The organism is Microbacterium sp. CGR2 (assembly GCF_003626735.1).
GTDB lineage: Bacteria > Actinomycetota > Actinomycetes > Actinomycetales > Microbacteriaceae > Microbacterium.
On the sequence record NZ_RBHX01000001.1, the window covers coordinates 2,242,209 to 2,267,478 of the forward strand.

Here is a 25,270-nt window from a genome sequence, read left to right on the forward strand (position 1 = left end):
GACGCGGTCACCCCTGCGCGGCTCCGTCGGAAGGGCCATCGCGCCGGATGAACCGAGGCAGCGCGATCCAGAGCGCGGCGACCAAGACGGCGCCGGACACCAGCGTCACGGCGCCAGCGGTGCGGTTCACCGTGAAGTCGATGATCAGCGTCGTCACGCCCACGGTGAGTGCGCCGACCACGACCAGAGCGATCCGGACGATGAGCCCGGCGATGCGCACGAGTTCGGGCTTCTGCCGCCGGCCGAACAACTCACGGTGGATGCCGACGGGCGCCAGCGCCAGAATGCTGGCCGTCGCGGCGAACACCACGAGCACGATGTACAGGTTCCGTTGCAGTTCGTCCATATCGAGGAACCGAGGCTGGAAGGCGAGTGCGAGAAGGAAGCCGGTGAGGATCTGCGTGCCGGTCTGCATGACGCGCAGCTCCTGGAGCAGCTCGTTCCAGTTCCGATCCGCCCGCTCGTTGGGTGTCTCGTCGCGGCCGTCCGCGCGATCGTCATCCTCGTGTTCGTCGCCCGGTAGATCCACCGTGATCGCTCCTTTTTCCCGGCCTCTCCAGATTCTCCCATCCGCTGGACGAAAGAAGGAGCGATGACACTCCCGCCGATCGACGACTGGTGGTCGGAGCTGTCGGACGACGCCCGCGACGCGGTGCTCGACAGTGATTCGCCGCACCTCGACGAGACCGTGCGCGAAGAGATCAGAGAAATCACCGGTGCAGTGGTCGGGATGATCGAGGCGCTGACGGACGAAGACCTCGAGTACGCCCGCACTCACACCGAGCGCGATCGCTGACGGAGCGTCGGAGCGGTCAGCTCACGCGTCGCCGGCGCTGGAAGTCTCCTCCCGCAACCGCGGTTCGGTCCGAAGCTCCGGCCGCAGACCCGCCTTATTGGCGTAGAACGCACGGACGCGGTCCATGTCGTCGGCGACGTCGCCGGTGAGATCGAGGGTGGGGCCGAGCCCGGTGGTCATGGTTGTGCGATCGACGAAACCGAGAGTGACCGGCATCCCGGTCTCACGGGCGATGCGGTAGAAACCGGACTTCCAGTACTCGTTGCCTCCGCGCGTGCCGTCCGGGGTGACGACGAGTCCGAAAACCTTGCCGGCGTGCACCTGGCCGACGACGTCGTTGACCACGCGGGCAGGGTCGGCGCGATCGACGGGGATCCCGCCGATCCGGCGCATGATCGGCCCTCGCCAGCCCCGGAAGAGACTCTTCTTCCCGAGCCAATGCACATCGATGTCGAGCCGCCAGGCGATGGCCAGCATCAGCACGAAGTCCCAGTTCGAGGTGTGCGGTGCGCCGATGAGGACGGTCGGCCGGGTCGGGGTGGATTCGCTCACGAGAGTCCAGCGGCTGAACGCCCAGAACACGCGGGCGAGAAGTCGTTTGAGCATGAATCAACGGTACCGGTGCCACTTGCCTCAGCCGGGCGTAGCATCGAGGGATGGAGAAAACGCCGCACGGCCCCGCAGAGCAGGTCGCCCCGATCGGGCTGCAGCCTCTTCCCGGAACGCCGAACCTCCTCGAGGGAGAAGCTGCCGGGTACTGCAGCGACGGCGTCTGCCATCTCCCCGCGCCGCAGACACGGTAAGAAGCAGACGCCGTCCGGCGTGCAGGTTCGGTCAGTGACCGCTGTGCGTGGCCTCGCCGGCGTCGTCCGCCGGCTTGCTCACGAAGGCGCTCAACGCCACCGCCGCGAGCGAGATGATCGCGGCGATGAGGAACGCCATTCGAGCTCCCGGTGCGCCCGCGGCAGCCGTCGACAGGCCCTCGGTCTCACCGGCGTGGAGGATCGACGAGTAGGTGACGGTGAGCAGCGCCACACCGGCGGCCCCGCCGACCTGCTGGAGCGTGTTCAGCACGGCAGAACCGTGCGAGTACAGCGAACGCTGGAGCGAACCGAGCGATGCGGAGAACAGCGGCGTGAAGGACATCGCCAGACCGACGGACATGGCGGCCTGCACGATGATCAGCACCCACCACACGGTCTGCTCGCCGACTGTCGAGTAGTAGAACAGCGCCGCTGAGACGAGCATCGTCCCGGGGATCAGAAGCGGACGCGTGCCGCGGGCGTCGTAGACGCGCCCCATCACCGGGCCCAGCAGACCCATCAGCACCGAGCCGGGCAGCAGGATCAGACCCGCCTGGAGGGCATTGAGGCCGGCGACGTTCTGCAGGTACTGGGGGAGCAGGGTCAGCGTTCCGAACATCGACAGCGCGAGAATCGTCATGATGATCACCGAGAAGGTGAAGTTGCGCGAGCGGAAGACGCGGAGATCGAGCAGCGAGTCGTCGACCCGCTGGAGGATCAGCTGGCGCCAGACGAACAGCGCCAGCGCGACCGCGCCGACCACGAGGGAGACGATCCCGGTCGTCTCGCCGGAGCCGCCTTCACCGCCGAACTGGCTCAGGCCGAACACGATGCCGCCGAAGCCGAGTGCCGCGAGGGGGATGGAGAGGATGTCGAGCGGGACGACGCGGGTCTCACCGAGGTTCGTCATCCACTTCGCGCCCATGGCGAGGGAGACCAAGGCGATCGGGAGGATGATGGCGAACAGTGCGCGCCAGTTCCACGCCTCGAGCACCGCGCCGGCGACCGTCGGCCCGATGGCCGGAGCGAGCGAGATCACGAGGCCGACGCGGCCCATCATGCGACCGCGCGACTGGGGCGGAACCACGTTCATGATCGTGGTCATCAGCAGCGGCATCATGATGCCGGTGCCGGCGGCCTGGATGACCCGGCCGGCCAGCAGCACGGTGAAGCCGGGGGCGATCAGGCAGACGAGCGTGCCGACCGAGAACGCGACCATCGCGGCGATGAACACCTGACGGGTGGTGAACCGCTGCAGGATGAACCCGGTCGTCGGGATGACGACGGCCATGGTCAGCATGAACGCGCTGGTCAACCACTGGCCGAGCTCGGGCGGAATCCCGAGGTCGCGGTTGAGATGCGGGATGGCGATGCCCATCGTCGTCTCGTTGAGGATGGCGACGAAGGCGGCGACCAGCAGCAGCCAGATCACTCGCATGTCGGTGCGCGAGATCTCGCCTCCTGCTGTCGCGGGGGGCGTCGTGATGGAGCCGGTATCGACGGCAGACATGGCGGCCTCCTGGGCAGGAAAAAAGGGGAATTGCGTGAGAGTACGCGAGAGTCATTCAGCGTAACGGCAGCAACGGACATTTCATTCCGTCTCGACCGATATCCGCCGAGAGCGGATCCCGCCCGGCCCCGGATGTCTGATCGGCTGGGTACGCTGGCGCCATGAGCATGGGTGGTGGGCACCGCGGCGGGTTTCGGGGCATGGACGAAGACGCACAGCGGAAGATGAACGCCGAGGCGCCTCGGATCAAGGGCCTCGGAGGGCGGGTTGTCAGCTTGTTCCGGGCCTACCGCTGGCGCATTCTCTTCACCGGCATCCTGGTCGTCGTCGGTGCGGCCGTCGCCGTCATCCCGCCGCTGATCGTCCAACGTATCTTCGACGACGCCCTGTTTCCGGTGGCCGGTGGCGGGCCGCACCTCGAGCTGCTCGCCGGGCTGGTCGGGGCGATGGTCGGGCTCTTCCTGTTCTCGGCTGTGCTCGGCGTCGGTCAGACGTGGTTGACGGCGACAGTGGGCAACAGCGTCACCGGTGATCTTCGCGTCCGGTTGTTCGAGCATCTGCAGGCCATGGAGCTCGGCTTCTTCACCCGCACCAAGACAGGTGTGATCCAATCGCGGCTCCAGAACGACGTGGGCGGTGTCTCCGGCGTCCTGACGAACACGGTCTCGAGCATCCTCGGCAACGTGGTCACTGTGGTCGCCTCCCTCGTGGCCATGATCCTGATCGATTGGCGGCTCACCCTCATCGCGGTCGTGATGATGCCGTTCCTCATCTTCGTGCAGCGCCGTGTCGGTCAGGTGCGCGCGCGCATCGCCGGGGAGACGCAGGAGTCGCTGTCGGAGCTCACCTCGATCACCCAGGAGACGCTGAGCGTCTCCGGAATGCTCCTGTCGAAGGCGTTCAACAGGCAGCGCACCGAGTCGGAGCGCTACCAGGCGGAGAACCGCAACCAGGTCACGCTGCAGGTGCGGCGAGCCATGAGCGGCCAGGGTTTCTTCGCTGTCGTGCAGGTGTTGATGGCGAGCGTCCCTGCGGTCATCTACCTCGTTTCCGGCTACCTGATCGCAGGCGGCACCGGTGCCATCACGGCGGGCACGGTGGTGGCGTTCACCACCGTGCAGGCGCGGCTGCTGATGCCCTTGATGGGGCTGATGCGGGTGTCGCTCGATCTGCAGACGTCGTCGGCGTTGTTCGCGCGCATCTTCGAGTACCTCGACCTGGTGCCCGAGATCGAAGACGCCGCAGACGCGATCACCGTCGAACAGGCCCCGGGGCCCGTCGGGCGCGTGGAGTTCGCCGACGTCGTCTTCCGCTATCCGGATGCTGCAGGAGACGCTCGACCCACGCTGCAGGGCGTGTCGTTCGTGGCCGAGCCCGGGCAGCACGTCGCGTTCGTCGGTCCCTCCGGCGCCGGCAAGACCACGATCCTGTATCTCGCACCACGGTTGTATGAGGCGCACAGTGGGGCGGTGCTGTTCGCCGGCGCGGATGTGCGCACGCTGACCCAGGAGTCGATCATCGATCAAGTGGGGATCGTGTCGCAGGAGACCTATCTCTTCCATGCGACGATCCGCGAGAACCTCCTCTACGCCAAGCCGGATGCGACACAGGACGAGCTCGAGGTGGCATGCACCGCGGCGAACATCCACCACATCATCGCCGGGTTCGAGCACGGATACGACACCGTGGTGGGCGAGCGCGGCTACCGGCTGTCCGGCGGTGAGAAGCAGCGCATCGCGATCGCCCGGGTACTGCTGAAGGATCCGCCCGTGCTTCTCCTCGACGAAGCCACGTCGGCGCTGGACACCGTTTCCGAGCGGGTCGTCCAAGAGGCGCTCGACGAGGCTGCGAAGGGGCGGACGACGCTGTCGATCGCCCACCGGCTGTCGACCGTGATGGGAGCGGACGTCATCCACGTGGTCGAAGCCGGCAAGATCGTGGAGTCCGGCACCCACGCCGAACTGCTCGCCCTGGGTGGCCTCTACGCCGACCTGGCCGCGCAGCAGGTGGCCGCCTCACGCGTGCTGACGTCGGAAGCCGAGATCGAGGATACCGTGACGGGAGGCGTCGAAGCCGGCTTCGCCGAGCGGCGGGCCGACCGCGCTCCGGTCGACTCCGCCGGAGCTGACGCCGTCGCCGCGCTCACAGCGTCGGTGCCCCTGCTCGCCGAACCTCGCGTGGACGAGCGCGTGTATCCGCCCGAAGTCTGATCGCAGCCTGATCGCGCCGACGCGCGCACCTCCGCAGTGGCGCTGTCAGTCCGCAGCCGCGGTGTCCGTGCGCGGCGGCTGTCAGCGCGCGGCGCGGTCAGTGGACGGAGAGCCCGCCGTCGACGAAGAGCGAGAGACCGGTGATGTAACTCGAGCCCGCGCCTGCCAGGAAGACGGCGGCTCCCGCGAAATCACTCGGGAGACCGTTGCGCCCGATCATCGTGCGCGCGGCGAGGGCGGCCACCTTCTCCGGGTCGGTCTGCAGGCGAGCGTTGAGGGGAGTGAGCACGAACCCGGGGACCAATGTGTTGCTGGTCACTCCGGTTCCGCCCCAGGCCTCGGCCTCCGACCGCATCAGCGACTCGAGCGCACCTTTGGAAGCTCCGTAGATGCCGCTTCCGACGAAGGCGCGGTGCGCCTGCTGGGAGCTGATGTGGATGAGGCGGCCATAGCCCCGGGCAGCCATCGTCGCGGCGTAGCGCTGTCCCAGCAGGAAGGGCGCGAGCGCATTGACCGTCATCGTCGCGTCCCAGTCGTCTTCAGTGATCGCCGAGTACGGAGGGCGGATGTTGATGCCTGCCGAGTTGACCAGGATGTCCGGTTCCCCGAACGGCTCGGCTGCAGCATCGGCGACGGCGTGGATGCCGTCGCGAGTACTGAGGTCTCCCACGACGCCGGCGGCGCGGCATCCGCTCTCCTCGAGCTCGCGCACGGTCTCATCGATGCGGGCTGCCCCGCGGGCGACGATGACGGTGGCGGCACCGGCGCGAGCGAGTGCGGTCGCGATGCCGCGGCCGATGCCGGAGCTGCCGCCGGTGACGACGGCGGTGCGGCCGTCGAGTGAGAACAGGGAGGAGAGGTAGTCGTTCACAGGTGCTCTTTCGGCGCTGCTCACCACGACAGTGCCGCGGCGAGTGTGGGGTCGGGGGTGGCGTGGGCGAACTCGGGTGATGCGCGCAGCTCGGTCAGGAAGTCGTCGACCGCTTCGGCATACGCCGGATCAGCGTGGGTTTCCGCGATCTCCACCAATGAGGGGACGTCCATCGCGAGGATGAGGCCGAGTCGGGCGGCGACGGCGGCGTCGGCACCCGCTTCCCGCAGCACGCGGATCCCGCCGCGCAGGGCTGAGAGATAGTCGCGCAGCACGGGCAACTGCGCTTTGCCTTGCGTGATCGATGTGCCATCGGCCCGGACCCGCCACCGCACCACAACGTCGGGGATCACGTCGAAGAATCGGGCGCGGGTGTACATCTGCTGCGCGACCACCTGATCCTCATAGGCGACGCCCTCGGGAAACCGGAGGTCTCGCCAGAACTCGGTCCGACTGACCTTCGACCAGGCGACGATGTTCGACACCGCACGAGGATGCTGTACGAGCGTCGTGCGCAACCGTGCCGGATCCGTGGCTGCGGCCACCCAGGGCTGCACGCGTCCCGGAGTGTAGGCGTCGCCCTGCGGACGCGACCTCACGTACGCTCCCGCAGCGAAGTCGCTTCCGGTCTCGTCGAGGGTGCCGGTGAGGCGGGCGAGAGCGTCGGGCAAGAGTTCGTCGTCGGCGTCGAGAAAGCCGAGATAGGGCGTGTCGACGAGCCCGAGGCCGATGTTGCGGGCGGCGCCGAGGCCGCGGGACGGCTCGTGACGGACCACACGGAACCGCGGATCAACCGCTGCGGCGCGGGCGAAGATGTCACCGGTGTCGTCCGCCGACCCGTCATCGACGAGGATCGCACGCCAGCGTGGTTCGCTCTGCGTGCGCAGCGACGCCAGTGCGGCCGGTGCGAATGCGGCGATGTCGCGTCCGGGGACGATCATCGTCACGATCGGGGCGGATGCGGTCACGAGCCGAGTCTAGGGCCGGGGACCGACGGGAGAGCGCGTCAGCCGGCGACCGCGCGCACCGACTCGGCGACGAGGGTGGCCAGCCTTTCCGGGGCGTCGCCTGCGAGAGGGGTGCGCCCGAAGGTGAAGCGCACGGATGTCTGCGCCACGTCGGGCGAGACTCCGCAGGAGATGAGCACGTGCGACGGCTCATCGCTTCCCGCGGCGCACGCCGAGCCACTGGATGAGACGATGCCGCGCCGCTCGAGTTCCAGCAGCACGGCTTCTCCGCTGGTGCCCGCGAACGTGAAGCTCGCGGTCCCCGGGAGCCGGTGCACAGGATCGCCCGTCAGCGCGGCCTGGGGGACGGTCTTCAGCACCTGTGCGACGAATCGGGTGGTCGCATCACGCACCCCGGCGAACACCGCGTCCCGCTCGGCGTCAGCGATCTCGAGAGCCGTCGCGAGCGCCACCGCCCCGGCGACGTTCTCGGTGCCGGAGCGGCGTCCGCGCTCCTGCCCGCCGCCGTGCATCAGCGGCTCGAGGGGCACGCGACCTCGGACGGCGAGTGCCCCGATGCCCTTGGGGGCGCCCACCTTGTGTCCGGCCACCGAGATGGCATCCGCGCCGAGATTCTGAAGGTTCAGCCAGCCGGCGGACTGCACGGCGTCGAGGTGCAGCGGGACGCCCGCCGCGTGCGCCACGTCCGCGAGGGCCACGGCATCCTGGATCGTGCCGATCTCGTTGTTGGCGTGTCCGACGGAGACGAGCGCCGTGTCGTCTCGGATCGCGCGCGCGACCGCGGAAGGTGCGATGCGCCCTGAGACGTCCACGGAGAGCGCGGTCACCGTGACCGCATGGAAGCGCCGAAGGTACTCCGCGGATTCCAGGATCGACTCGTGCTCGATCGGGGAGACGACGAGATGACGCCCACCGTTCGCGAGCGCCGCCAGCACGATCCCCTTGACGGCGAGGTTGTTCGCCTCCGTGCCGCCGGCGGTGAACACGACGTCGCCGGCACGCATGCCCAGGATCCGCGCGACCCGCGCGCGGGCGTCGTCCAGCGCGCTCGCCGCAGCTTCCCCGGCGGTGTGGTGACTGGAGGGGTTGCCGAACACGTCGGTGAGGTACGGGCGCATCGCGTCGAGAACCTCCGGGCGGATCGGAGATGTGGCGGCGTGGTCGAGGTACAGCACGCTCAGTCGATCCGGACGTCCAGGCCCAGATCGAGCGCGCGTGCGGAGTGCGTCAGAGCTCCGACGGAGATCACGTCCACGCCGGTCTGTGCGATCTCTCGCACCGTCTCGAGAGTCACGCCTCCTGATGCCTCGACCGTTGCCCGATCACCGATCAGCCTCACGCCCTCCCTGAGGTCGTGGAGGGAGAAGTTGTCGAGGAGGACCGTGTGCGCGCCTCCGTCGAGAACGGCGGGTATCTGATCCAGCCGATCCACTTCGACGACGACGTGAGTCGTGTGCGGGAGGCGCGCCAGCGCGTCGCGCAGGGCCGTGGCGAGATGGGCGCCCTCGCGTTGAAGGACCGCGAGGTGGTTGTCTTTGGCCATGACGGCGTCGGACAGAGAGTGGCGATGGTTGTGGCCGCCACCTGCGACGACCGCGTGGCGCTCGAAGGCTCGCAGGCCGGGGGTGGTCTTGCGAGTGTCGACGATGCGGGTGCCGGTTCCGTCGACCGCGCGCACGTAGGCGGCGGTGAGCGTGGCGATGCCGCTCATCCGCTGAGTGAAGTTGAGGGCGACGCGCTCCGCGGTCAGGATGCTGCGGGCCGATCCCGCGACGGAGGCCAACACGTCGCCCGGGACGAACTCGTCGCCATCGCCCACGTGCAGGTCGACGATGAGTGCGGCATCCGTCAGGTGGAAGGCGGCGTCGAACACGTCGCCGCCGCTGAACACACCCGGTTCCCGTGCGACGAGGTCGGCGGTCGCCGATGCATGCGCCGGGAGCAGGGTCGTGCTGGTGAGGTCCCCCCAGGGGGCATCCTCCTCGAGGGCGGCGCCGACGACGCGTGTGAGAGTGGCGGAGGTGAGCATCAGACGGTCTCCAAAATGGATGTGGCAGGACGGACGTGCGCGTCGGTGTGTCGGTGGTGGGCGCCGATCGAGGCGGTGCGGGCGAGTGCGGCAGATGCCGTCGCCTCGGCGAGCAGGAGAAGATTCGCGTCCTCGTGGTCGGCGATGGTGTGTGGTGTGCGCGCGCCGGCCATCCAGGTGCGGAGGATCCGAACGGCGTGAGCAAGTCCCTGGTCGGTCCGCAGAAGTCCGACGTGGTCCCACATCATGCGTTGCAGGGCTTCGCGGCTGAAGGGTCCGGGCCGGGGCGTTTCGTCTGGTCGCTGCGCTCCTCGCTCAACGACCGGTCCGGTGCCCTGGTCGTGGAGCGAGCGAGGCCCAGTGTCGCTGAGCGAGCGCGGCCCCTGGTCGTTGAGCGAGCGAAGCGAGACGAAACGCCACGGCGCACCCACGGCCGCAGCCGCGCGAGCGCCGAAGACTGCCGCCTCGAGCAACGAGTTCGACGCCAGACGGTTGGCGCCGTGCACTCCGGTGCGTGCGGCCTCACCGACGGCGAACAGGCCGGGCACGGTGGTGCGCCCGTCGAGATCGGTGACGACCCCGCCCATGAGGTAATGCGCGGCCGGGGTCACCGGGACGGGATCGCGCGACCAGTCGAAGCCGCGTTCCCTGGTCACTCGATCGATGGTGGGGAAGCGCACCGCCAGCGTCTTCACCCCGAGCGTCGTGGCGTCCAGATGAACCGGGGAGCGCTGGTCTGCCGCCTGGCGGGCGATCGCACGAGCGACGACGTCGCGTGGCGCGAGCTCGCCGTCGGGATGGCTGTCGAAGGCGAACCTTCGGCCGTCGCGGTCGACGAGTGTCGCCCCTTCGCCGCGGACCGCTTCGGAAATCAGGAAGGCCGAGCCCGATGCGAGGACGGTCGGATGGAACTGGACGAACTCCAGATCCGTGAGGGCGGCGCCCGCCCGCTGGGCGGCAGCGATCCCGTCGCCCGTCGTGCCGAGGGGGTTGGTGGTGTGCGCGTAGAGCTGCCCGGCCCCACCGGTCGCGAGGATCACCACGTCGGCACCGATCTCGGATTCCGCGAGGCCGGAGAGCATCCGGATGCCGCGCACGGCCCCACCGGCGACGAGGAGTTCAGTGAGAAAGGCGTGCTCGATCACGCGGATCGACGTCCGTCGTACGGCTGCCGACAGCGCTCGCGAGATCGCTGCCCCGGTGGCATCGCCGCCCGCGTGCGCGATCCGGGCGTGGCTGTGAGCGGCCTCGCGCCCCAGCCGCAGCGTGCCGTCGGGGAAGCGGTCGAAAGCCACGCCACGGGCGATCAGCTCGGCGATCCGCGCACCCCCGTCCGTCACGAGGACGTCGACCGCCGCAGGGTCGGGCTCGCCGGCACCGGCCTGCATGGTGTCCGCCGCGTGCCGCTCCTTCGAATCGCCTGGGCCGTAGACACCGGCGACACCGCCCTGGGCGAGAGCAGTGCAGCCGTCGCCGAGCTGGCCCTTGGTCACCACCGTCACGTCATGCCCTGCCTCGTGGGCATGCAGCGCCGCCGTGAGCCCGGCGAGCCCCGAGCCGACGATCAGGACCTTCATCATGCTCCGGCAGGCACCCGCGGCTTGGCCGCGAGCATCCGCTCCAACGCCACTCGTGCCGGCGTCGCCACATCGTCGCCTACCGTTATCCGGTTGGGAGTGCGTCCTGCCACGAGCTCCTCGAGCACCCACGCCAGGTAGCCCGGGTGGATGCGATACATCGTGGAGCACGGACACACGACCGGGTCGAGGCAGAAGATGTGGTGCTGCGGGTACTGGGCGGCCAACCGTCGGACGAGGTTGATCTCCGTGCCGATCGCGAAGGTCGTCGGTTCGGTGGCGGCGGCGATGGCTCGTCGGATGTAGTCGGTGGAGCCGGCTTCGTCGGCCGCATCGACCACGTCCATCGGGCATTCCGGGTGCACGATGACGCGGACGCCGGCGTGCTCGGCGCGGGCCTGATCAATCTGGTCGACCGTGAATCGACGGTGCACGGAGCAGAAGCCATGCCACAGGATGACCCTCGAATCGGCCAGTTCCGTGGCGGTCGACCCGCCGAGCGGACGTCGGGGATTCCACATCGGCATCTTATCGAGAGGCACGCCCATCGCCTTGGCGGTGTTGCGTCCGAGATGCTGGTCGGGGAAGAACAGGACGCGATGACCCCGTTCGAACGCCCATTCCAGCACGGTCTCGGCATTGGAAGACGTGCAGACGATGCCGCCGTGGCGCCCGACGAAGCCCTTGATGGCGGCGGAGGAGTTCATATACGTGACCGGGATCACCGGCACCTTGCCTCGGGCATCCGCGATGTCGAGATCGCCGAGCACGTCCGCGAGCTGCTCCCAGCACTCCTCGACCTGGTCGATGTCCGCCATGTCGGCCATCGAGCATCCGGCAGCCAGGTTGGGCAGGATCACCGCCTGATCCGGCCGGGAGAGCAGGTCGGCAGTCTCCGCCATGAAGTGGACGCCGCAGAACACGATCGCCTCGGCATCCGCCCTGCCTTTCGCGGCGGTGGCGAGCTGGAACGAATCTCCGACGTAGTCGGCGTGCTGCACGACCTCCTCGCGCTGGTAGAAGTGGCCGAGGATCACGACGCGATCGGCGAGCGCGGCCTTCGCAGCGCGGATGCGCGCATCGAGTTCCGCTTCGTCGGCCTCCCGGTACTCCGCCGGAAGCTCACCCTGACGGGGCGCCCCGGTCGGGATCACGTCCCCCATCGACGATCCGGGGCCGTAGCCGGGACGGGCATCGAAGTCCCAGGGGTCGGCGGCGAGGTCGGTCGTGCAGGTCGCATCGATCGATGCGCCGCTGACGATGGCCTGGATCGCGTGGTCGACAGAGGCGTCGAGCTCGGGAATCTGTGGTGTGGGAACGGCGGTGATGCTCATCGGGTGCTCGTTTCTTCGGAGCCGAGAGGGCCGCGGTCAGCCAGCTCGACGTCGGTGTTGTAGCGGTACAGACGTGCAGGACGGTGGCTTCCGGTGCGGAAGCGGTCGGTGGGGAGGAGGTTTCCCGCAGCCTCCACCTGCCGACGGAAATTCGCCGGATCGAGGTGCCTGCCCAGAATCGCCTCGTAGGCCTCTCGGAGATCGGCGAGCGTGAACTCCGCGGGGAGGAAGCCGTGCGCGACACGGCTGTAGCCCACCTTGTTGCGCAAGCGCCAGATGGCGTATTCGATGATCTTGGCGTGGTCGAAAGCGAGCTGCGGCAGGGCGTCGAGGTCGAACCACTGCACGTTCTCCGGAGCGTGACCGGATGCGCGGTGCGCGGCGCTCTGCGCGACGACATCGTCTTGGCGGAGCAACGCCCAGTAGACGATGGAGACGACCCTGGTGGGGGAGCGGTCGACGGCTCCGAACGCGTAGAGCTGCTCCAGATAGCTCGGAGAGAGTCCTGTCGTCTCGGCGAGGGTGCGGGCAGCGGCATCCACCGGAGACTCCTCGGGTGTGAGCCAGCCGCCCGGGAGCGCCCACTGTTCGGCGAACGGCTCGCGTGTGCGGAGGACGAGCGGGAGCGCGAGCGCGGCCTCGCCAGTGGCGGACGGGCGCAACGTCAGGATGACCGTGGAGACGGCCACGCGGATATCCGAGCTTTGAGTCATCAGTACCTTAACCTCTCGTCTCCGATCTTAGTGTCACTCCGACCATTAGTGCGCGCAGATGACGGTGATCGCCGCCGAGTCCGAAACGTTATGTCCGAACGCGGAAGAAGGTTGTTCGCCCGGATGGGGTTTGTTAGGTTACTGTCCTAACAAACCCCTTGGTGACCGCGACGTCTCCTCCGGGGTTTCGACTCCATCCGGAGAAGTCCCTCCTGCAGTGCAGCACCGAGAGGAAACATCAGAATGATCCGTAACGGAAAGCGCAGAATCGCGCTCACCACCGCAGCGGGGGCATCCGTCCTCGCTCTGGGCCTCACCGCCTGTGGCGCAGGCGGCGGCGCTGACGGCGACGCCGACAGCGACCGGGCCCTCCGCGTCTGGGCCGGAAGCCAGACTCCGATCACCGCGAACTACAACCCGTTCGCACCGACCGTGCTCCACGGCGCGCTCGGACCGATCCTCGAACCGCTGTTCTTCTTCAACAAGACGGCGGACAGCGAGCCGGTCGGTCTGATCGGCGACTCCTATGAGTACAACGAGGACGGCACGGTGATCACGGTCACCATCAAGCCTGACCTCAAGTGGAGCGACGGCGAACCGCTCACCGCAGACGACGTCGTGTTCAGCTTCAACTACGAGGGGAACAACCCCGAAGGCAACGGTCTGGTCTCCGCCGAAGCGTCCGACGAGACCACCGTCGTACTGACGTATTCGTCGGCGCAGTACACCACGGAGTTCCAGCGCCTGGGTTCCACCTACATCCTTCCGGAGCACGTCTGGTCCGAGGTCGACGACTTCGCGAACTTCGCCAACGAAGAGCCGGTCGGATCGGGTCCGTACGTGGTCGACAAGACCACCAGCGAGTCGTACACCCTCGTCGCGAACGAGAACTTCCGCGGCGCGGACGACCTCGGCGTGAAGAAGGTCCAGTACATCGCCGTCGACAACAACCAGACCGCGCAGGACCTCCTCGCTGCCGGTGAACTCGACTGGGCCGGCATGTTCATCCCGAACCCGGACGACGTCACCGGCAACGGCAAGATCGAGTGGATCAACACGCCGCAGGACCCGACGGTGCTCTACACCTGCTCGAACGCCGACCTCGGCTGCACCGGTCCGCAGACCGACGTCGCCGTGCGCCAGGCGCTCAACGTCGCCATCGACCGCGCCACGATCAAGGACAAGGCGTTCGTGGGGCTCACCGGCGACATCTCACCGACCTACGCGCTTCTGCCTCGCGACGAGAAGTGGGTCGCGGATGCGGCGAACGAGGTCAGCCCTCAGGAGGCGGATGCTGCCGAAGCGAGCGCCATCCTCGAAGCCGCCGGGTACACGAAGGACGGCGACTTCTACGCGAAGGACGGTGTGCCGCTCGAGCTGACGCTGACCTCGGTCGACGGCTGGACGGACTACAACGACGCCGCGAAGCTGATCGCCGAACAGGCGCAGGCAGCCGGCATCAAGATCAACGCCTCGACGGTGCAGTGGCAGGAGTTCTCCGACTCCCGCCAGAGCGGCGACTTCCAGCTGATCGTCGGCGGCATGATCGGCACCTCCGTCGCGGACCCGTTCCAGATCTACCGCGACTGGTTCGGTGGCACCGAAGTCCAGTCCACCGGCCCGGTCGGCGCCGAGGTCCCGGCCGGACGCTGGAACTTCAGCCGCTACGACAACCCGACCGTCGATGCAGCCGTCCAGGCCGCGGTCAGCACCGATGATGAGGCGGAGAAGAAGGAGCTCTACGGCACGATCCAGACCGAGATCGTCCGAGACCTGCCGTACATCCCGCTGGTCATCAACGCGACCCAGACGTTCTACAACTCGCAGGACTACACCGGGTGGCCGACCGAGGAAGACCTCTACGCCTTCCCGCCGTCCTGGGGCTCCATCGCGGCAGGGTACGTCCTGACGCAGTTGCAGCCGGCGAAGTAGTCGAGAGGAGACGGGAAGCAGGAAGTCAGGAATCGGTGACATGAAATTCTATGCACGAAGAATCGGGTTCTACGCGTTCACGCTGTGGGCCGCGATCTCCATCAACTTCCTGCTTCCCCGTCTCATGCCGGGGAACCCCGCTGACATCATGATCGCCAAGATGCAGCGGGCCGGCGGCGAGGTGTCCGAGAACACCATCCGCAACATCAAGCTCCTGCTCGGTGGTGACGACGCCTCGCTCTGGGAGCAATACCTGGCCTACTGGGGACGGATGTTCCAGGGCGACCTGGGGGTATCGGTCACCAAGTTCCCCACCCCCGTGACGGAGCTCATCGCCGGAGCGCTTCCGTGGACGCTCGTCCTCGTGGGCACGACCACCGTCATCTCCTTCATCCTGGGTCTCGCCCTCGGTGCCTGGGCAGGCTGGAAAAGAGGCACCTGGGTCGACCATCTGATCCCGGCCACCACGGTGCTGCAGTCGATCCCGTATTTCTGGATGGCGCTGATCCTCGTCGCGGTGTTCGCGGTCGGGCTCGGCTGGTTCCCCATCTTCGGCGGGTACGACGTCTTCGACTTCCCCGACGGGCCGGAGCCGACGTGGGCTTTCTTCTCGGATGCTCTGGCTCATTCCGTCCTCCCGGCGCTGACCATCGTGATCAGCTCGGTCGGCGGATGGCTGTTCGGCATGCGCAACATGATGGTCGCCACGCTCGCCGAGGACTACGTCCTCACGGCCGAGGCCAAGGGGCTCCGCCCGCGGCGCATCATGACCACCTATGCATCCCGCAACGCTGCGATCCCCTCGATCGCCGGCTTCTCCATCACTCTGGGATTCGTCGTCGCAGGGTCGATCGTGATGGAACAGGTGTTCACGTACCCCGGCATCGGCAAGCTGATGTTCCAAGCCGTGACCAACAACGACTACGCACTGATGCAGGGTCTGTTCCTCGTGATCACGATCACCGTGCTCGCCGCCAACTTCTTCATGGACCTCGTCTATGGCTTCATCGACCCGAGGGCTCGCCAGAATGTCTGATCCCCAGAACACCGCCGGCCTCCTCACCGTCCAGGACGAACCGCCGATGACCTCGCCGGCCAGCACCATCTCGCTGGCCACCCAGCCCGGGGGCAAGAAGCGCCGCATTCTGCCGCGCACGTCTCCGAAGTTCATCGTCGGGTCGATCCTCGTGCTCGCGATCCTGCTGTTCGCGATCATCGCGCCGATCTTCACGCAGGACCCCCGTTACACCGGCAACCCGGCACTGCAGCCGCCATCGGCGGAACACTGGCTGGGTACCACCAAACTCGGCAACGACATGCTCGCCCAGCTCGCCATCGGCGCCCAGGGCTCCCTGCTCATCGGCGTGGTGGCCGGCGGCATCGCCATCGTGCTCTCCCTCCTCTTCGGTGTTCTGGCCGGGTACCTCGGCGGCTGGCGGGAAGATGCCCTCGCCCTCTTCACCAACGTGATGATCGTGATTCCCGGGCTGCCGCTGGTGATGGTGATCGCCTCGTTCGTGCCCGAGCGCAGCTGGCAACTCGTCGCCTTCGTGCTGGGGATCACGTCGTGGGCGGGGGCCGCGTACGTGCTCCGGCTTCAGACGCGCTCGCTGCGGACGCGCGATTACGTCTACGCGTCGAAGGTCGCGGGGGAGCGGTCCTTCCGCGTCATCCTCGTCGAGATCATGCCGAACCTGCTGCCGTTGCTGACCGCCCAGTTCCTGTTCGCGATCATCTTCGCGATCCTGGGTGAAGCGGGGCTGTCGTACCTCGGGCTCGGGCCGAACTCGTCGATCACCTGGGGGTCGATCCTCAACGATGCGCAATCGGGGCAGGCGCTCGGTCGTGGAGCCTGGTGGTGGTTCGTGCCGCCCGGCCTGATGATCGCGATCCTCGGCGCGGGGCTCGCACTCATCAACTTCGCGATCGACGAGGTCATCAACCCGAAGCTGCGCAATGCGCCCGAAGCCGCGCGGCGCGTGCGCAAGGTCGCCAAGATCAAGGGAGTGACCGCATGAGCGACGCCGTGCTGACAGCGAGGAACGTGTCGATCGAGTACGAGGTCGACCCGCCGGTCAAGGCCGTGCGCAACGTCTCGCTCACCCTGAACCGCGGGGAGATCCTCGGCCTCGCAGGGGAGTCGGGCTGCGGCAAGACGACGCTCGCCTACGGGATGAACCGTCTGCTCAAGGCCCCCGCACTGATGACCAGTGGCGAGATCGTCTTCCACGACCGTGACGGGCACGACATCGACATCGTCGGGCTCGACGGGGAGGGTCTTCGGGCGTTCCGCTGGGACAAGATCTCGATGGTCTTCCAGGGCGCGATGAACTCGTTGAACCCGGTCATCGATGTCCGCGCGCAGATCTTCGACATCTTCGACACGCATCGCCCGGGAATGTCCAAGAAGGACAAGACCGCGCGGGCAGAGGAGCTGCTCACCCTGGTGGGGGTGGATCCCAGCCGTCTCACGAGCTTCCCGCACGAGCTCTCCGGTGGCATGCGGCAGCGCATGATGATCGCCATGGCGCTCGCCCTCGACCCTCAGGTCATGATCATGGACGAGCCGACGACGGCGCTCGACGTGGTCGTGCAGCGCGGCATCATCCGCGAGATCATGCGTCTGCGGGAACGGCTGGGGTTCGCGGTGATCTTCATCACGCACGATCTTCCGATGCTGATCGAGATCAGCGACCGGATCGCCGTGATGCTGCGGGGCGAGATCATCGAGCAGGGCACTGCGGAGGAGATCTACCGCACCCCGCAGCACGAGTACACGAGGACGCTGCTGTCGAGTTTCCCGTCGTTGAAAGGCGAGCGCGGCGACTTCGTCCGCACCGGCGTGAGTCAGGAGGGGAACCGATGAGCGTGAAAGCGGATGCCGCGACGTCGACGACGACGCTGGAGGCGCGCAACCTGGTCAAGGACTTCCACCTTCGGTCCGGGTTCAAGACGAACGTCCTGCACGCGGTGAAGGACGTCTCCTTCACGATCGAGGCGGGGAAGACCGTGGCGTTGGTCGGTGAGTCGGGGTCGGGGAAGTCGACGATCGCGCGGATGCTGATGAAGCTGGAGACCCCGACCAGCGGAGAGATCCTGCTGGACGGGAAGCCGTCCGGGACACGTGGTCGCGCGCTCGAGCGGTACCGTGCGGACGTGCAGATGGTGTTCCAAGACCCCTTCGCGTCGCTGAACCCCTTCCACACGATCGTGCATCATCTCGAGCGGCCGATCCGCCTGCACCACCCCGAGCTGTCCCGTGCCGAGGTCCGAGATCGAGCCGTGCAGCTGCTCGAACGCGTGCGGCTGACGCCCGGGGAGAGCTACGCCGAGCGCCGCCCGCACGAGCTCTCCGGCGGGCAGCGCCAGCGGGTCGCGATCGCGCGGGCTCTGGCGCCGGGAGCGCGCTTCATCGTCGCGGACGAACCCGTATCGATGCTCGACGTCTCCATCCGGTTGGGCGTGCTGAACCTCCTCGCGGAACTGCAGCGGGAGGAGAACCTGGGGGTCCTCTACATCACGCACGACCTCGCGACGGCGCGCCACTTCTCCGACGAGATCATGGTGCTCTACAAGGGAGACGTGGTCGAACGTGGGCTCGCTGACGAGGTGATCCTCAACCCGCAGCACGACTACACAAAGACCCTTCTCGGGGCGGCTCCCGAGCCCGAGAATCTCGGCAGGCTCCGCGACGAGGTGCGCCGCGAGCTCGGGGTGACCGGCTGACGATCCCGCTACACTGGAGCCACAACTGAAGACAGGCCGAATGACCCACGCGGGAGAGCCCCGGCGAACGCAGCCGGGCACCGAAGGAGCAAGCCTCCCCGCCAATCTCTCAGGTAACGCGTACCGCGCGGTTCCGGCCACTCTGAAAAGCGATTTCGAGCGAAGCGAGAAATCGGGTTGAGCGAGGGCGTCCGCGCCCGAGCCGAAACCCTGGTGAGACACGTTCCGCGAGTCTCCTCGTCCTTCCTTCGCCCACCGAGATCCGCCGACGGTGAAAGCCCCGATTCGATGCTCCCTGAGCCTGTCGAAGGGTGAAGCTCTCAGGCCCATGACAGAGGGGGAGTTCCCAGGAGCGGCGCTGTTGCTGTTCCGCCCGATCCAGCCCGGGAGAACTCCGTGTCCGAACCCCGCTACACCCCGCTGCGCGAACGCCATGAGGCGCTCGGAGCGTCCTTCACCGACTTCGGTGGCTGGCAGATGCCGGTGCGATACACCTCTGACCTCGCCGAGCATCACGCGGTGCGGCGTGACGCCGGCATCTTCGACATCTCGCACATGGCCGAGTTCCTCGTCACCGGCGAATCGTCGGGGGAGTTCCTCGACTACGCTCTCGCCGGCCGTCTCTCGACCATGCGAGTCGGGAAGGCGAAGTACTCCCTGATCCTCACCGAGGACGGCGGCATCGTCGATGATGTGATCGTCTATCGTCTCGCGGAGGATCGCTACCTGGTGATCGCCAATGCCGGGAACCGTGGCTTTGTCGACGCGGCTTTCGCCTCGCGCATCCGCTCGTTTCCGTCCCTGATCGAACGGGCGGAACCTCCGCGTGCGGAGGGCGAGGAGCGCAGTTTCGCCGGCTTCCTCGGCGATCGCGGCGTGGATGTCGAAGACGTCTCGGACTCCTACGCCTTGGTCGCGGTGCAGGGGCCGTCCGCTGAGTCCATCGTCGCCGCCACGGCGGGGATCGCCGATATGAGCATCCCGTGGGCGGAGCAGAAGTATTACGCCTGGGCGGATGCCGTCTTCCGCGGGCAGCCGCTGCTGATCGCCCGCACCGGCTATACCGGCGAGGACGGTTTCGAGCTGCTCATCCCCACCGCCGAAGCGCCCGCCCTCTGGGACGCACTCGTCGACGCCGGGGCGCCTCGCGGCCTCGTTCCCGCCGGGCTCGCCGCCCGTGACACGCTTCGCCTCGAGGCCGGCATGCCCCTCTACGGTCACGAGCTGAGCCGGGAGACCAGACCGGCGCAGGCGGGGCTCGGACGTGTCGTGGCCGCCGACAAGGAGAGCTTCGTGGGCAAGGCGGCGCTGCACGGCTCCGAAGACGCGGAAGCGCCCGTGCTGGTCGGACTCATCGCCGAGGGCAAGCGCGCCGGCCGTGCAGGCTATGACGTCGTCGCCGAAGACGGCACGACGATCGGCGAGATCACCAGCGGCGCCCTGAGCCCGACTCTCGGTCATCCCATCGCGATGGCCTATGTCCACCCGTCTTCCGCTGATGCGGGGACGACGGTGTTCCTCGATGTGCGCGGGACGAGGATTCCCGCGACCGTGACCGACCTGCCTTTCTATCGGAGGACCAAATGACCGACCTCACTGCACTGAGCTACACCGAAGAGCACGAGTGGATCGCCGCTGACGCGTCGGACACCGTCACCATCGGCATCACCGACTTCGCCGCCGAGAAGCTGGGCGACGTCGTCTTCGTCGAACTTCCCGCTGTCGGCACGGAGGTCACCGCCGGTGCCGTCGTCGGCGAGATCGAGTCGACCAAGTCGGTCGGTGAGCTGTACGCCCCTGTCTCCGGCACGGTCGTCGAGATCAACGACGCCGTCGTCGACGACCCGTCGTTGGTCAACGCGGAGCCGTTCGAAGGCGGATGGCTGATCAAGGTGTCGGTCGCCGCCGGCGCGTTGGACGCACTGCTCGACCGCGATGCCTACGTCGCTCTCACGGAGGCCTGATCCTCTCGTGGTCACTTTCGCCGATCGTCACATCGGAACCACGGATTCCACCCAGCGCATCATGCTCGATGCTCTCGGGGTGGGAACTGCGGACCTCGCATCAGGATCCGAGGAGTTGATGCGTCAGGCTGTTCCGTCGTCGATCTTCACCCCGGCGACCGACTCGGCCATCCCTGCTGCGGCCAGCGAGACGGAAGCGCTCAGCGAGTTGCGCGCGCTGGCCTCGCGCAACGCGGTCAACCGTCCGATGATCGGGCTCGGTTACTACGGGACGATCACCCCGCAGGTCATCCAGCGCAATGTTCTGGAGAACCCGTCCTGGTACACGGCGTACACGCCGTATCAGCCGGAGATCTCACAGGGACGGCTGGAGGCGCTCATCAACTTCCAGACGATGGTCGCCGAGCTCACCGGGCTGTCGACGGCCAATGCGTCGATGCTCGACGAGTCCACGGCCGTCGTCGAGGGGATGCTGCTTGCGCGGCGCGCATCGAAGTCGACATCGAACGTCTTCGCGGTCGACGCCGACGCATTGCCGCAGACCCAGGCTCTCCTGGAGACACGAGCGGATGCCGTGGGCATCGAGCTCGTGTCGGTCGACTTCACCGCCGGCGACCAGCTGCCCGCCGACCTGTTCGGCGTCTTCGTGCAGTACCCCGGTGCTTCGGGTCGGGTATGGGATCCTTCGGGGGTCATCGATGCCGCTCACGTGGCCGGCGGCCTCGCCGTCGTCGCGGCCGATCTCCTCGCCCTGACACTGATCTCCTCGCCCGGCTCGCTCGGAGCCGATGTCGCGGTCGGTACGACCCAGCGCTTCGGGGTGCCGATGGGCTTCGGAGGACCGCATGCCGGCTACATGGCTGTCCGTGCCGGCCTCGAGCGTCAGCTCCCCGGTCGCCTGGTCGGAGTGTCGGTCGACGCCGACGGCAAGCCCGCCTACCGGCTCTCCCTGCAGACCCGGGAGCAGCACATCCGTCGCGAGAAGGCGACCTCGAACATCTGCACGGCCCAGGTCCTGCTCGCCGTCATGGCCTCGATGTATGCGGTGTACCACGGTCCGGACGGACTTCGTGGGATCGCGGCCGACGTCGCGTCCAAGGCCGCCCTGCTGGGGGACTGGCTCTCCGAGCGCGACGTGGACGTCGTCCACGAGACGTTCTTCGACACGCTGCGTGTCCGGGTCCCCGGTAAGGCAGCCGACATCGTCCGCCGCGCGCACGACGAGCTCGGCATCCTGCTTCATCACGTCGACGGCGACACTCTGGGCATCTCGGTCGACGAGACCACGACGTTCGCCGAAGTCTCCGCCGTGAGCACCCTGTTCGGCGCGCCGGCCAGGGTGATCGATCCCCGCGGCGACGGCACCCGCGCCCGCATTCCGAACGGTCTGCACCGCCAGGACGACTACCTCACCCACCCGGTCTTCCACGCTCACCGCAGCGAGACCGCGATGATGCGCTACCTCAAGAGCCTCGCCGACCGCGACTACGCCTTGGATCGGGGCATGATCCCCCTCGGCTCCTGCACGATGAAGCTCAATGCGGCCAGTGAGATGGCAGCGATCACCTGGCCGGAGTTCGCCGGCATCCACCCGTTCGCTCCGGCATCCGACGTGCAGGGCTATCTGGAGCTGGTCGACCAGCTCGAGGGATGGCTCGCGGAGGTCACGGGCTACGACGCCGTCTCGCTGCAGCCGAACGCCGGTTCGCAGGGGGAGCTCGCAGGCCTCCTCGCGATCCGCGGATACCATCTGGCGAACGGCGACGGTCAGCGCACGGTCTGCCTCATCCCGTCCTCAGCGCACGGCACCAATGCTGCGTCCGCCGTGCTGGCGGGGATGAAGGTCGTCGTGGTCGCGTGCGATGAACTCGGCAACGTCGATCTCGACGACCTGCGCGCCAAGATCGCGACGCACTCGGAGACGCTCTCCGCTCTGATGATCACGTATCCGTCGACGCACGGCGTCTACGAGCATGATGTGGTGGAGATCACCGCGGCGGTGCACGATGCCGGCGGCCAGGTCTACGTCGACGGCGCGAACCTCAACGCACTGCTGGGTTATGCCCGGTTCGGCGACCTCGGCGGCGACGTCTCGCACCTCAACCTGCACAAGACGTTCGCGATCCCGCACGGTGGCGGGGGTCCCGGTGTGGGTCCCGTCGCTGCGAAGGCGCACCTTGCGCCGTTCCTCCCGTCGCATCCGCTCGCGCAACGGGCAGAGCACTTCGGTGGTTTCGCCTTCGAGGGGGGAGCGGTCTCGGCCGCGCCGTACGGGTCTGCCGGCATCCTGCCGATCTCGTGGGCGTACGTGCGCATGATGGGTGCCGAGGGGCTGCGTCGCGCGACCGCGGCGGCCGTGATCTCAGCGAACTACATCGCAGCGCGCCTCGGTGAGCACTACCCGGTGCTCTACAGCGGTGACCACGGGCGGGTCGCGCACGAGTGCATCCTCGACCTCCGGCCGCTGCGCGAAGCGACGGGCATCACCGTCGACGACGTCGCCAAGCGTCTCATCGACTACGGCTTCCACGCCCCGACCATGTCGTTCCCCGTGGCGGGCACGCTCATGGTCGAGCCGACCGAGTCGGAAGACCTCGGTGAGATCGACCGCTTCATCGAGGCGATGATCATGATCAAAGCGGAAGCGGATGCCGTGGCGGCGGGGCGCTGGCCGGCGGACGACAACCCTCTGGTGCACGCGCCGCACACCGCGGTGTCTCTGATCGCCGGGGAGTGGGCACACGCGTACACCAGGGAAGAGGCCGCGTATCCGGTGCCCGCACTCGTCGCGGGCAAGTACTGGCCGCCGGTCCGGCGCATCGACCAGGCGTACGGGGACCGCAACCTCGTGTGCGCCTGCCCGCCGATCGAGGCTTTCGCCTGACGATCGAAGTTCCCGCGACGGCGCCGCGCTCTCCGACACGGAGGGTGCGGCGCCGTTTTCATGCTTCTGCATGTTTCAGGGACGTTAATATTGGTCACCACTCAGTAACGGTTCGTTAGCTGAACGCTCTGCGCGAGGACACCCCGGGTTAGTGTCAACTATCCCTACGCGCTCAACGGTGAGCGCGCAGTCTGATGAACACTCCACAGGAGGACACAAAGTGAAGCGCAACAAGATCGCCCTTGCGGGCACCGCGTTGTTCGTGATCGGCGCCATGGCGCTCGCGGGCTGCGCGAGCGGCGGTGGCAACGACGCGGCGGAGGAGACACCTTCCGGTGATCCCACGGCCGTCATCTCGGTCAACAACACCGAACCGCAGAACCCGCTGATCCCCACGAACACGAACGAAGTGGGTGGCGGCATGGTCATCCAGAGCATGTTCGCCGGCCTGGTGTACTACGACGCCGAAGGCGCCATGCACAACGACGTCGCCGAGTCGATCGAGACCGAAGACGCTCAGAACTACACGATCAAGATCAAGCCGGACCAGACCTTCACCAACGGTGACCCGGTCGACGCCGAGTCGTTCGTGACGGCGTGGAACTACGGCGCCGCCCTCGACAACGCGCAGCTCTCGAGCTACTTCTTCGAGTCCATCGAAGGCTTCTCCTACGACGAGAACGTCCCGGAGCTCTCGGGCCTCGAGGTCGTCGACGACCTGACCTTCACCGTCAAGCTGAAGCAGCCGGAGTCGGACTTCCCGCTGCGTCTGGGCTACACCGCGTACTTCCCGCTGCCGGCAGCGGCGTGGGACGACATCGCGGCCTTCGGTGAGAACCCGATCGGAAACGGACCGTACAAGTTCGAAGAAGAGGGTGCCTGGAAGCACAACGAGCGCATCGACCTCGTCAAGAACGAGGACTACACCGGTCCCCGTGAGGCGCTGAACGGCGGCGTGGACATGATCCTCTACGCCAGCACGGATGCCGCGTACGCCGACCTCCAGGGCGGCAACCTCGACATCCTCCAGGAGATCCCGGACGCCGCACTGCAGACGTTCGAGACCGACTTCGAGGGTCGCACGGTCAACCAGCCGGCTGCGGCGAACGCGACGATCGTCATTCCCGAGCGTCTCGAGCACTTCAGCGGTGAAGAAGGCGCGCTGCGTCGTGCAGCGATCTCGCACGCGATCGACCGCGAAGAGGTCACGGAGATCGTCTTCAACGGCACCCGCACCCCGGCGAAGGACTTCACGTCGCCGGTGATCGACGGCTACTCCGAGGACATCCCCGGATCCGAGGTGCTTGAGTTCGACGCCGACAAGGCGAAGGAGCTGTGGGCTGAGGCCGACGCCATCGCGCCGTGGACCGGTTCGTTCGAGATCCAGTACAACGCCGACGGCCCCAACCAGGGGTGGGTCGACGCCATCGCGAACCAGCTGAAGAACAACCTCGGCATCGAGTCGGCAGGCAAGCCGATCCCGACGTTCGCCGATCACCGCACGCTGATCACCGAGGACAAGGCGACCACCGCGTTCCGCGCCGGATGGCAGTTCGACTACCCGTCGATGTTCAACGGTCTCGGCCCGATCTTCGGAACGGGCGCCGGTTCCAACGACGGCGACTACTCGAACCCTGAGTTCGACGCACTCCTCGACGAGGGCGCGGCTGCTCCGGATGTCGAAGAGGGCATCTCGAAGTTCCAGGAGGCGCAGGAGATCCTGTTCGAGGACCTGCCCGCCATCCCGCTCTGGTACACCAACGCCATGGGCGCCTGGGGCGAGTCGGTCGAGAACGTGGAGTTCGGCTGGGACACCTGGCCGATCCTCTACCAGGTCACGAAGGACGGCGAGTAAGCCTGACGGCACTCACCTGTGAGGCGGTGACGATTCGATCGTCACCGCCTCACAGGCTGTGTTCGTCACGCTCTACCGCCTCCCCGCACGGGACAACG

At 67.4% G+C, this 25,270-nt stretch carries 22 protein-coding genes and 1 riboswitch; of the genes, 12 read left to right on the plus strand and 10 right to left on the minus strand.

Annotation, left to right across the window (positions count from 1 at the left end):
- Positions 1–7: 7 nt before the first annotated feature.
- Entirely contained in the window at positions 8–529 is a 522-nt protein-coding gene (locus tag D7252_RS11300; protein WP_308162491.1) for a DUF6328 family protein, read from the minus strand.
- A 63-nt stretch (positions 530–592) separates the two neighbouring features.
- On the opposite strand from D7252_RS11300, the gene D7252_RS20075 reads away from it, so the two are divergent.
- Positions 593–796, plus strand: a complete 204-nt coding sequence (locus tag D7252_RS20075; RefSeq protein ID WP_183055409.1) for a hypothetical protein — start codon at positions 593–595, stop codon at positions 794–796.
- 21 nt (positions 797–817) lie between these two features.
- On the opposite strand, the gene D7252_RS11305 is transcribed toward D7252_RS20075, so the two are convergent.
- Positions 818–1,402, minus strand: a complete 585-nt coding sequence (locus tag D7252_RS11305; RefSeq protein WP_120775479.1) for a 1-acyl-sn-glycerol-3-phosphate acyltransferase — start codon at positions 1,400–1,402, stop codon at positions 818–820.
- 50 nt (positions 1,403–1,452) lie between these two features.
- On the opposite strand from D7252_RS11305, the gene D7252_RS20080 reads away from it, so the two are divergent.
- Positions 1,453–1,599 (plus strand): hypothetical protein, encoded by a 147-nt coding sequence (locus tag D7252_RS20080; RefSeq protein ID WP_183055273.1) that lies wholly within the window; start codon positions 1,453–1,455, stop codon positions 1,597–1,599.
- Between the two features lie 31 nt (positions 1,600–1,630).
- Here the strand turns inward: D7252_RS20080 and D7252_RS11310 are convergent, their stop codons facing one another.
- On the minus strand, positions 1,631–3,109 hold the full coding sequence (locus D7252_RS11310) for an MDR family MFS transporter (RefSeq protein WP_120775480.1): 1,479 nt from the start codon (positions 3,107–3,109) through the stop codon (positions 1,631–1,633).
- Between the two features lie 161 nt (positions 3,110–3,270).
- On the opposite strand from D7252_RS11310, the gene D7252_RS11315 reads away from it, so the two are divergent.
- Complete coding sequence (locus tag D7252_RS11315) at positions 3,271–5,319, plus strand: ABC transporter ATP-binding protein (protein ID WP_120775481.1); 2,049 nt, start codon at positions 3,271–3,273, stop codon at positions 5,317–5,319.
- 97 nt (positions 5,320–5,416) lie between these two features.
- Here the strand turns inward: D7252_RS11315 and D7252_RS11320 are convergent, their stop codons facing one another.
- The 7 genes from D7252_RS11320 to D7252_RS11350 are packed head-to-tail and all read right to left on the minus strand — an operon-like array spanning position 5,417 to position 12,811.
- Complete coding sequence (locus D7252_RS11320) at positions 5,417–6,190, minus strand: SDR family NAD(P)-dependent oxidoreductase (protein ID WP_120775482.1); 774 nt, start codon at positions 6,188–6,190, stop codon at positions 5,417–5,419.
- A gap of 20 nt (positions 6,191–6,210) precedes the next feature.
- Complete coding sequence (locus D7252_RS11325) at positions 6,211–7,158, minus strand: glycosyltransferase family 2 protein (protein ID WP_374225765.1); 948 nt, start codon at positions 7,156–7,158, stop codon at positions 6,211–6,213.
- A 38-nt stretch (positions 7,159–7,196) separates the two neighbouring features.
- On the minus strand, positions 7,197–8,333 hold the full coding sequence (locus D7252_RS11330) for a cysteine desulfurase family protein (RefSeq protein WP_120775483.1): 1,137 nt from the start codon (positions 8,331–8,333) through the stop codon (positions 7,197–7,199).
- Between the two features lie 2 nt (positions 8,334–8,335).
- Positions 8,336–9,187: a carboxylating nicotinate-nucleotide diphosphorylase gene (nadC, locus tag D7252_RS11335; RefSeq protein ID WP_120775484.1), complete on the minus strand. Its 852-nt coding sequence runs from the start codon at positions 9,185–9,187 to the stop codon at positions 8,336–8,338.
- On the minus strand, positions 9,187–10,767 hold the full coding sequence (gene nadB / locus D7252_RS11340; RefSeq protein WP_120775485.1) for an L-aspartate oxidase: 1,581 nt from the start codon (positions 10,765–10,767) through the stop codon (positions 9,187–9,189). The genes nadC and nadB overlap by 1 nt, the downstream gene beginning before the upstream one ends.
- Positions 10,764–12,098 (minus strand): quinolinate synthase NadA, encoded by a 1,335-nt coding sequence (gene nadA, locus D7252_RS11345; protein WP_120775486.1) that lies wholly within the window; start codon positions 12,096–12,098, stop codon positions 10,764–10,766. Before nadA ends, nadB begins: the two co-directional genes overlap by 4 nt.
- The gene (locus tag D7252_RS11350) at positions 12,095–12,811 is read right to left on the minus strand and encodes an NrtR DNA-binding winged helix domain-containing protein (RefSeq protein WP_120775487.1); all 717 of its coding nucleotides are present in this window, start codon (positions 12,809–12,811) and stop codon (positions 12,095–12,097) included. The genes nadA and D7252_RS11350 overlap by 4 nt, the downstream gene beginning before the upstream one ends.
- 243 nt (positions 12,812–13,054) lie before the next feature.
- Here D7252_RS11350 and D7252_RS11355 point away from each other — a divergent pair, with 243 nt between their 5' ends.
- The 9 genes from D7252_RS11355 to D7252_RS11395 all read left to right on the plus strand — a co-directional run bounded on the left by D7252_RS11355 (position 13,055) and on the right by D7252_RS11395 (position 25,172).
- Positions 13,055–14,743, plus strand: a complete 1,689-nt coding sequence (locus D7252_RS11355) for an ABC transporter substrate-binding protein (protein WP_120775488.1) — start codon at positions 13,055–13,057, stop codon at positions 14,741–14,743.
- 40 nt (positions 14,744–14,783) lie between these two features.
- Complete coding sequence (locus tag D7252_RS11360) at positions 14,784–15,779, plus strand: ABC transporter permease (protein ID WP_120775489.1); 996 nt, start codon at positions 14,784–14,786, stop codon at positions 15,777–15,779.
- Complete coding sequence (locus tag D7252_RS11365) at positions 15,772–16,761, plus strand: ABC transporter permease (protein WP_120775490.1); 990 nt, start codon at positions 15,772–15,774, stop codon at positions 16,759–16,761. Before D7252_RS11360 ends, D7252_RS11365 begins: the two co-directional genes overlap by 8 nt.
- Positions 16,758–17,609 (plus strand): ABC transporter ATP-binding protein, encoded by an 852-nt coding sequence (locus D7252_RS11370; RefSeq protein WP_120775491.1) that lies wholly within the window; start codon positions 16,758–16,760, stop codon positions 17,607–17,609. The genes D7252_RS11365 and D7252_RS11370 overlap by 4 nt, the downstream gene beginning before the upstream one ends.
- Complete coding sequence (locus tag D7252_RS11375; protein WP_120775492.1) at positions 17,606–18,469, plus strand: ABC transporter ATP-binding protein; 864 nt, start codon at positions 17,606–17,608, stop codon at positions 18,467–18,469. Before D7252_RS11370 ends, D7252_RS11375 begins: the two co-directional genes overlap by 4 nt.
- Positions 18,470–18,509: 40 nt before the next feature.
- A riboswitch (glycine riboswitch) is annotated at positions 18,510–18,605 on the plus strand.
- A 260-nt stretch (positions 18,606–18,865) separates the two neighbouring features.
- The gene (locus D7252_RS11380) at positions 18,866–20,056 is read left to right on the plus strand and encodes a glycine cleavage system aminomethyltransferase GcvT (protein ID WP_120775493.1); all 1,191 of its coding nucleotides are present in this window, start codon (positions 18,866–18,868) and stop codon (positions 20,054–20,056) included.
- On the plus strand, positions 20,053–20,433 hold the full coding sequence (gene gcvH / locus D7252_RS11385; RefSeq protein WP_120775494.1) for a glycine cleavage system protein GcvH: 381 nt from the start codon (positions 20,053–20,055) through the stop codon (positions 20,431–20,433). The genes D7252_RS11380 and gcvH overlap by 4 nt, the downstream gene beginning before the upstream one ends.
- A 61-nt stretch (positions 20,434–20,494) precedes the next feature.
- Positions 20,495–23,317, plus strand: a complete 2,823-nt coding sequence (gene gcvP / locus D7252_RS11390) for an aminomethyl-transferring glycine dehydrogenase (protein WP_374225788.1) — start codon at positions 20,495–20,497, stop codon at positions 23,315–23,317.
- 220 nt (positions 23,318–23,537) lie between these two features.
- Positions 23,538–25,172 (plus strand): ABC transporter substrate-binding protein, encoded by a 1,635-nt coding sequence (locus tag D7252_RS11395; RefSeq protein WP_183055274.1) that lies wholly within the window; start codon positions 23,538–23,540, stop codon positions 25,170–25,172.
- Positions 25,173–25,270: the final 98 nt, after the last annotated feature.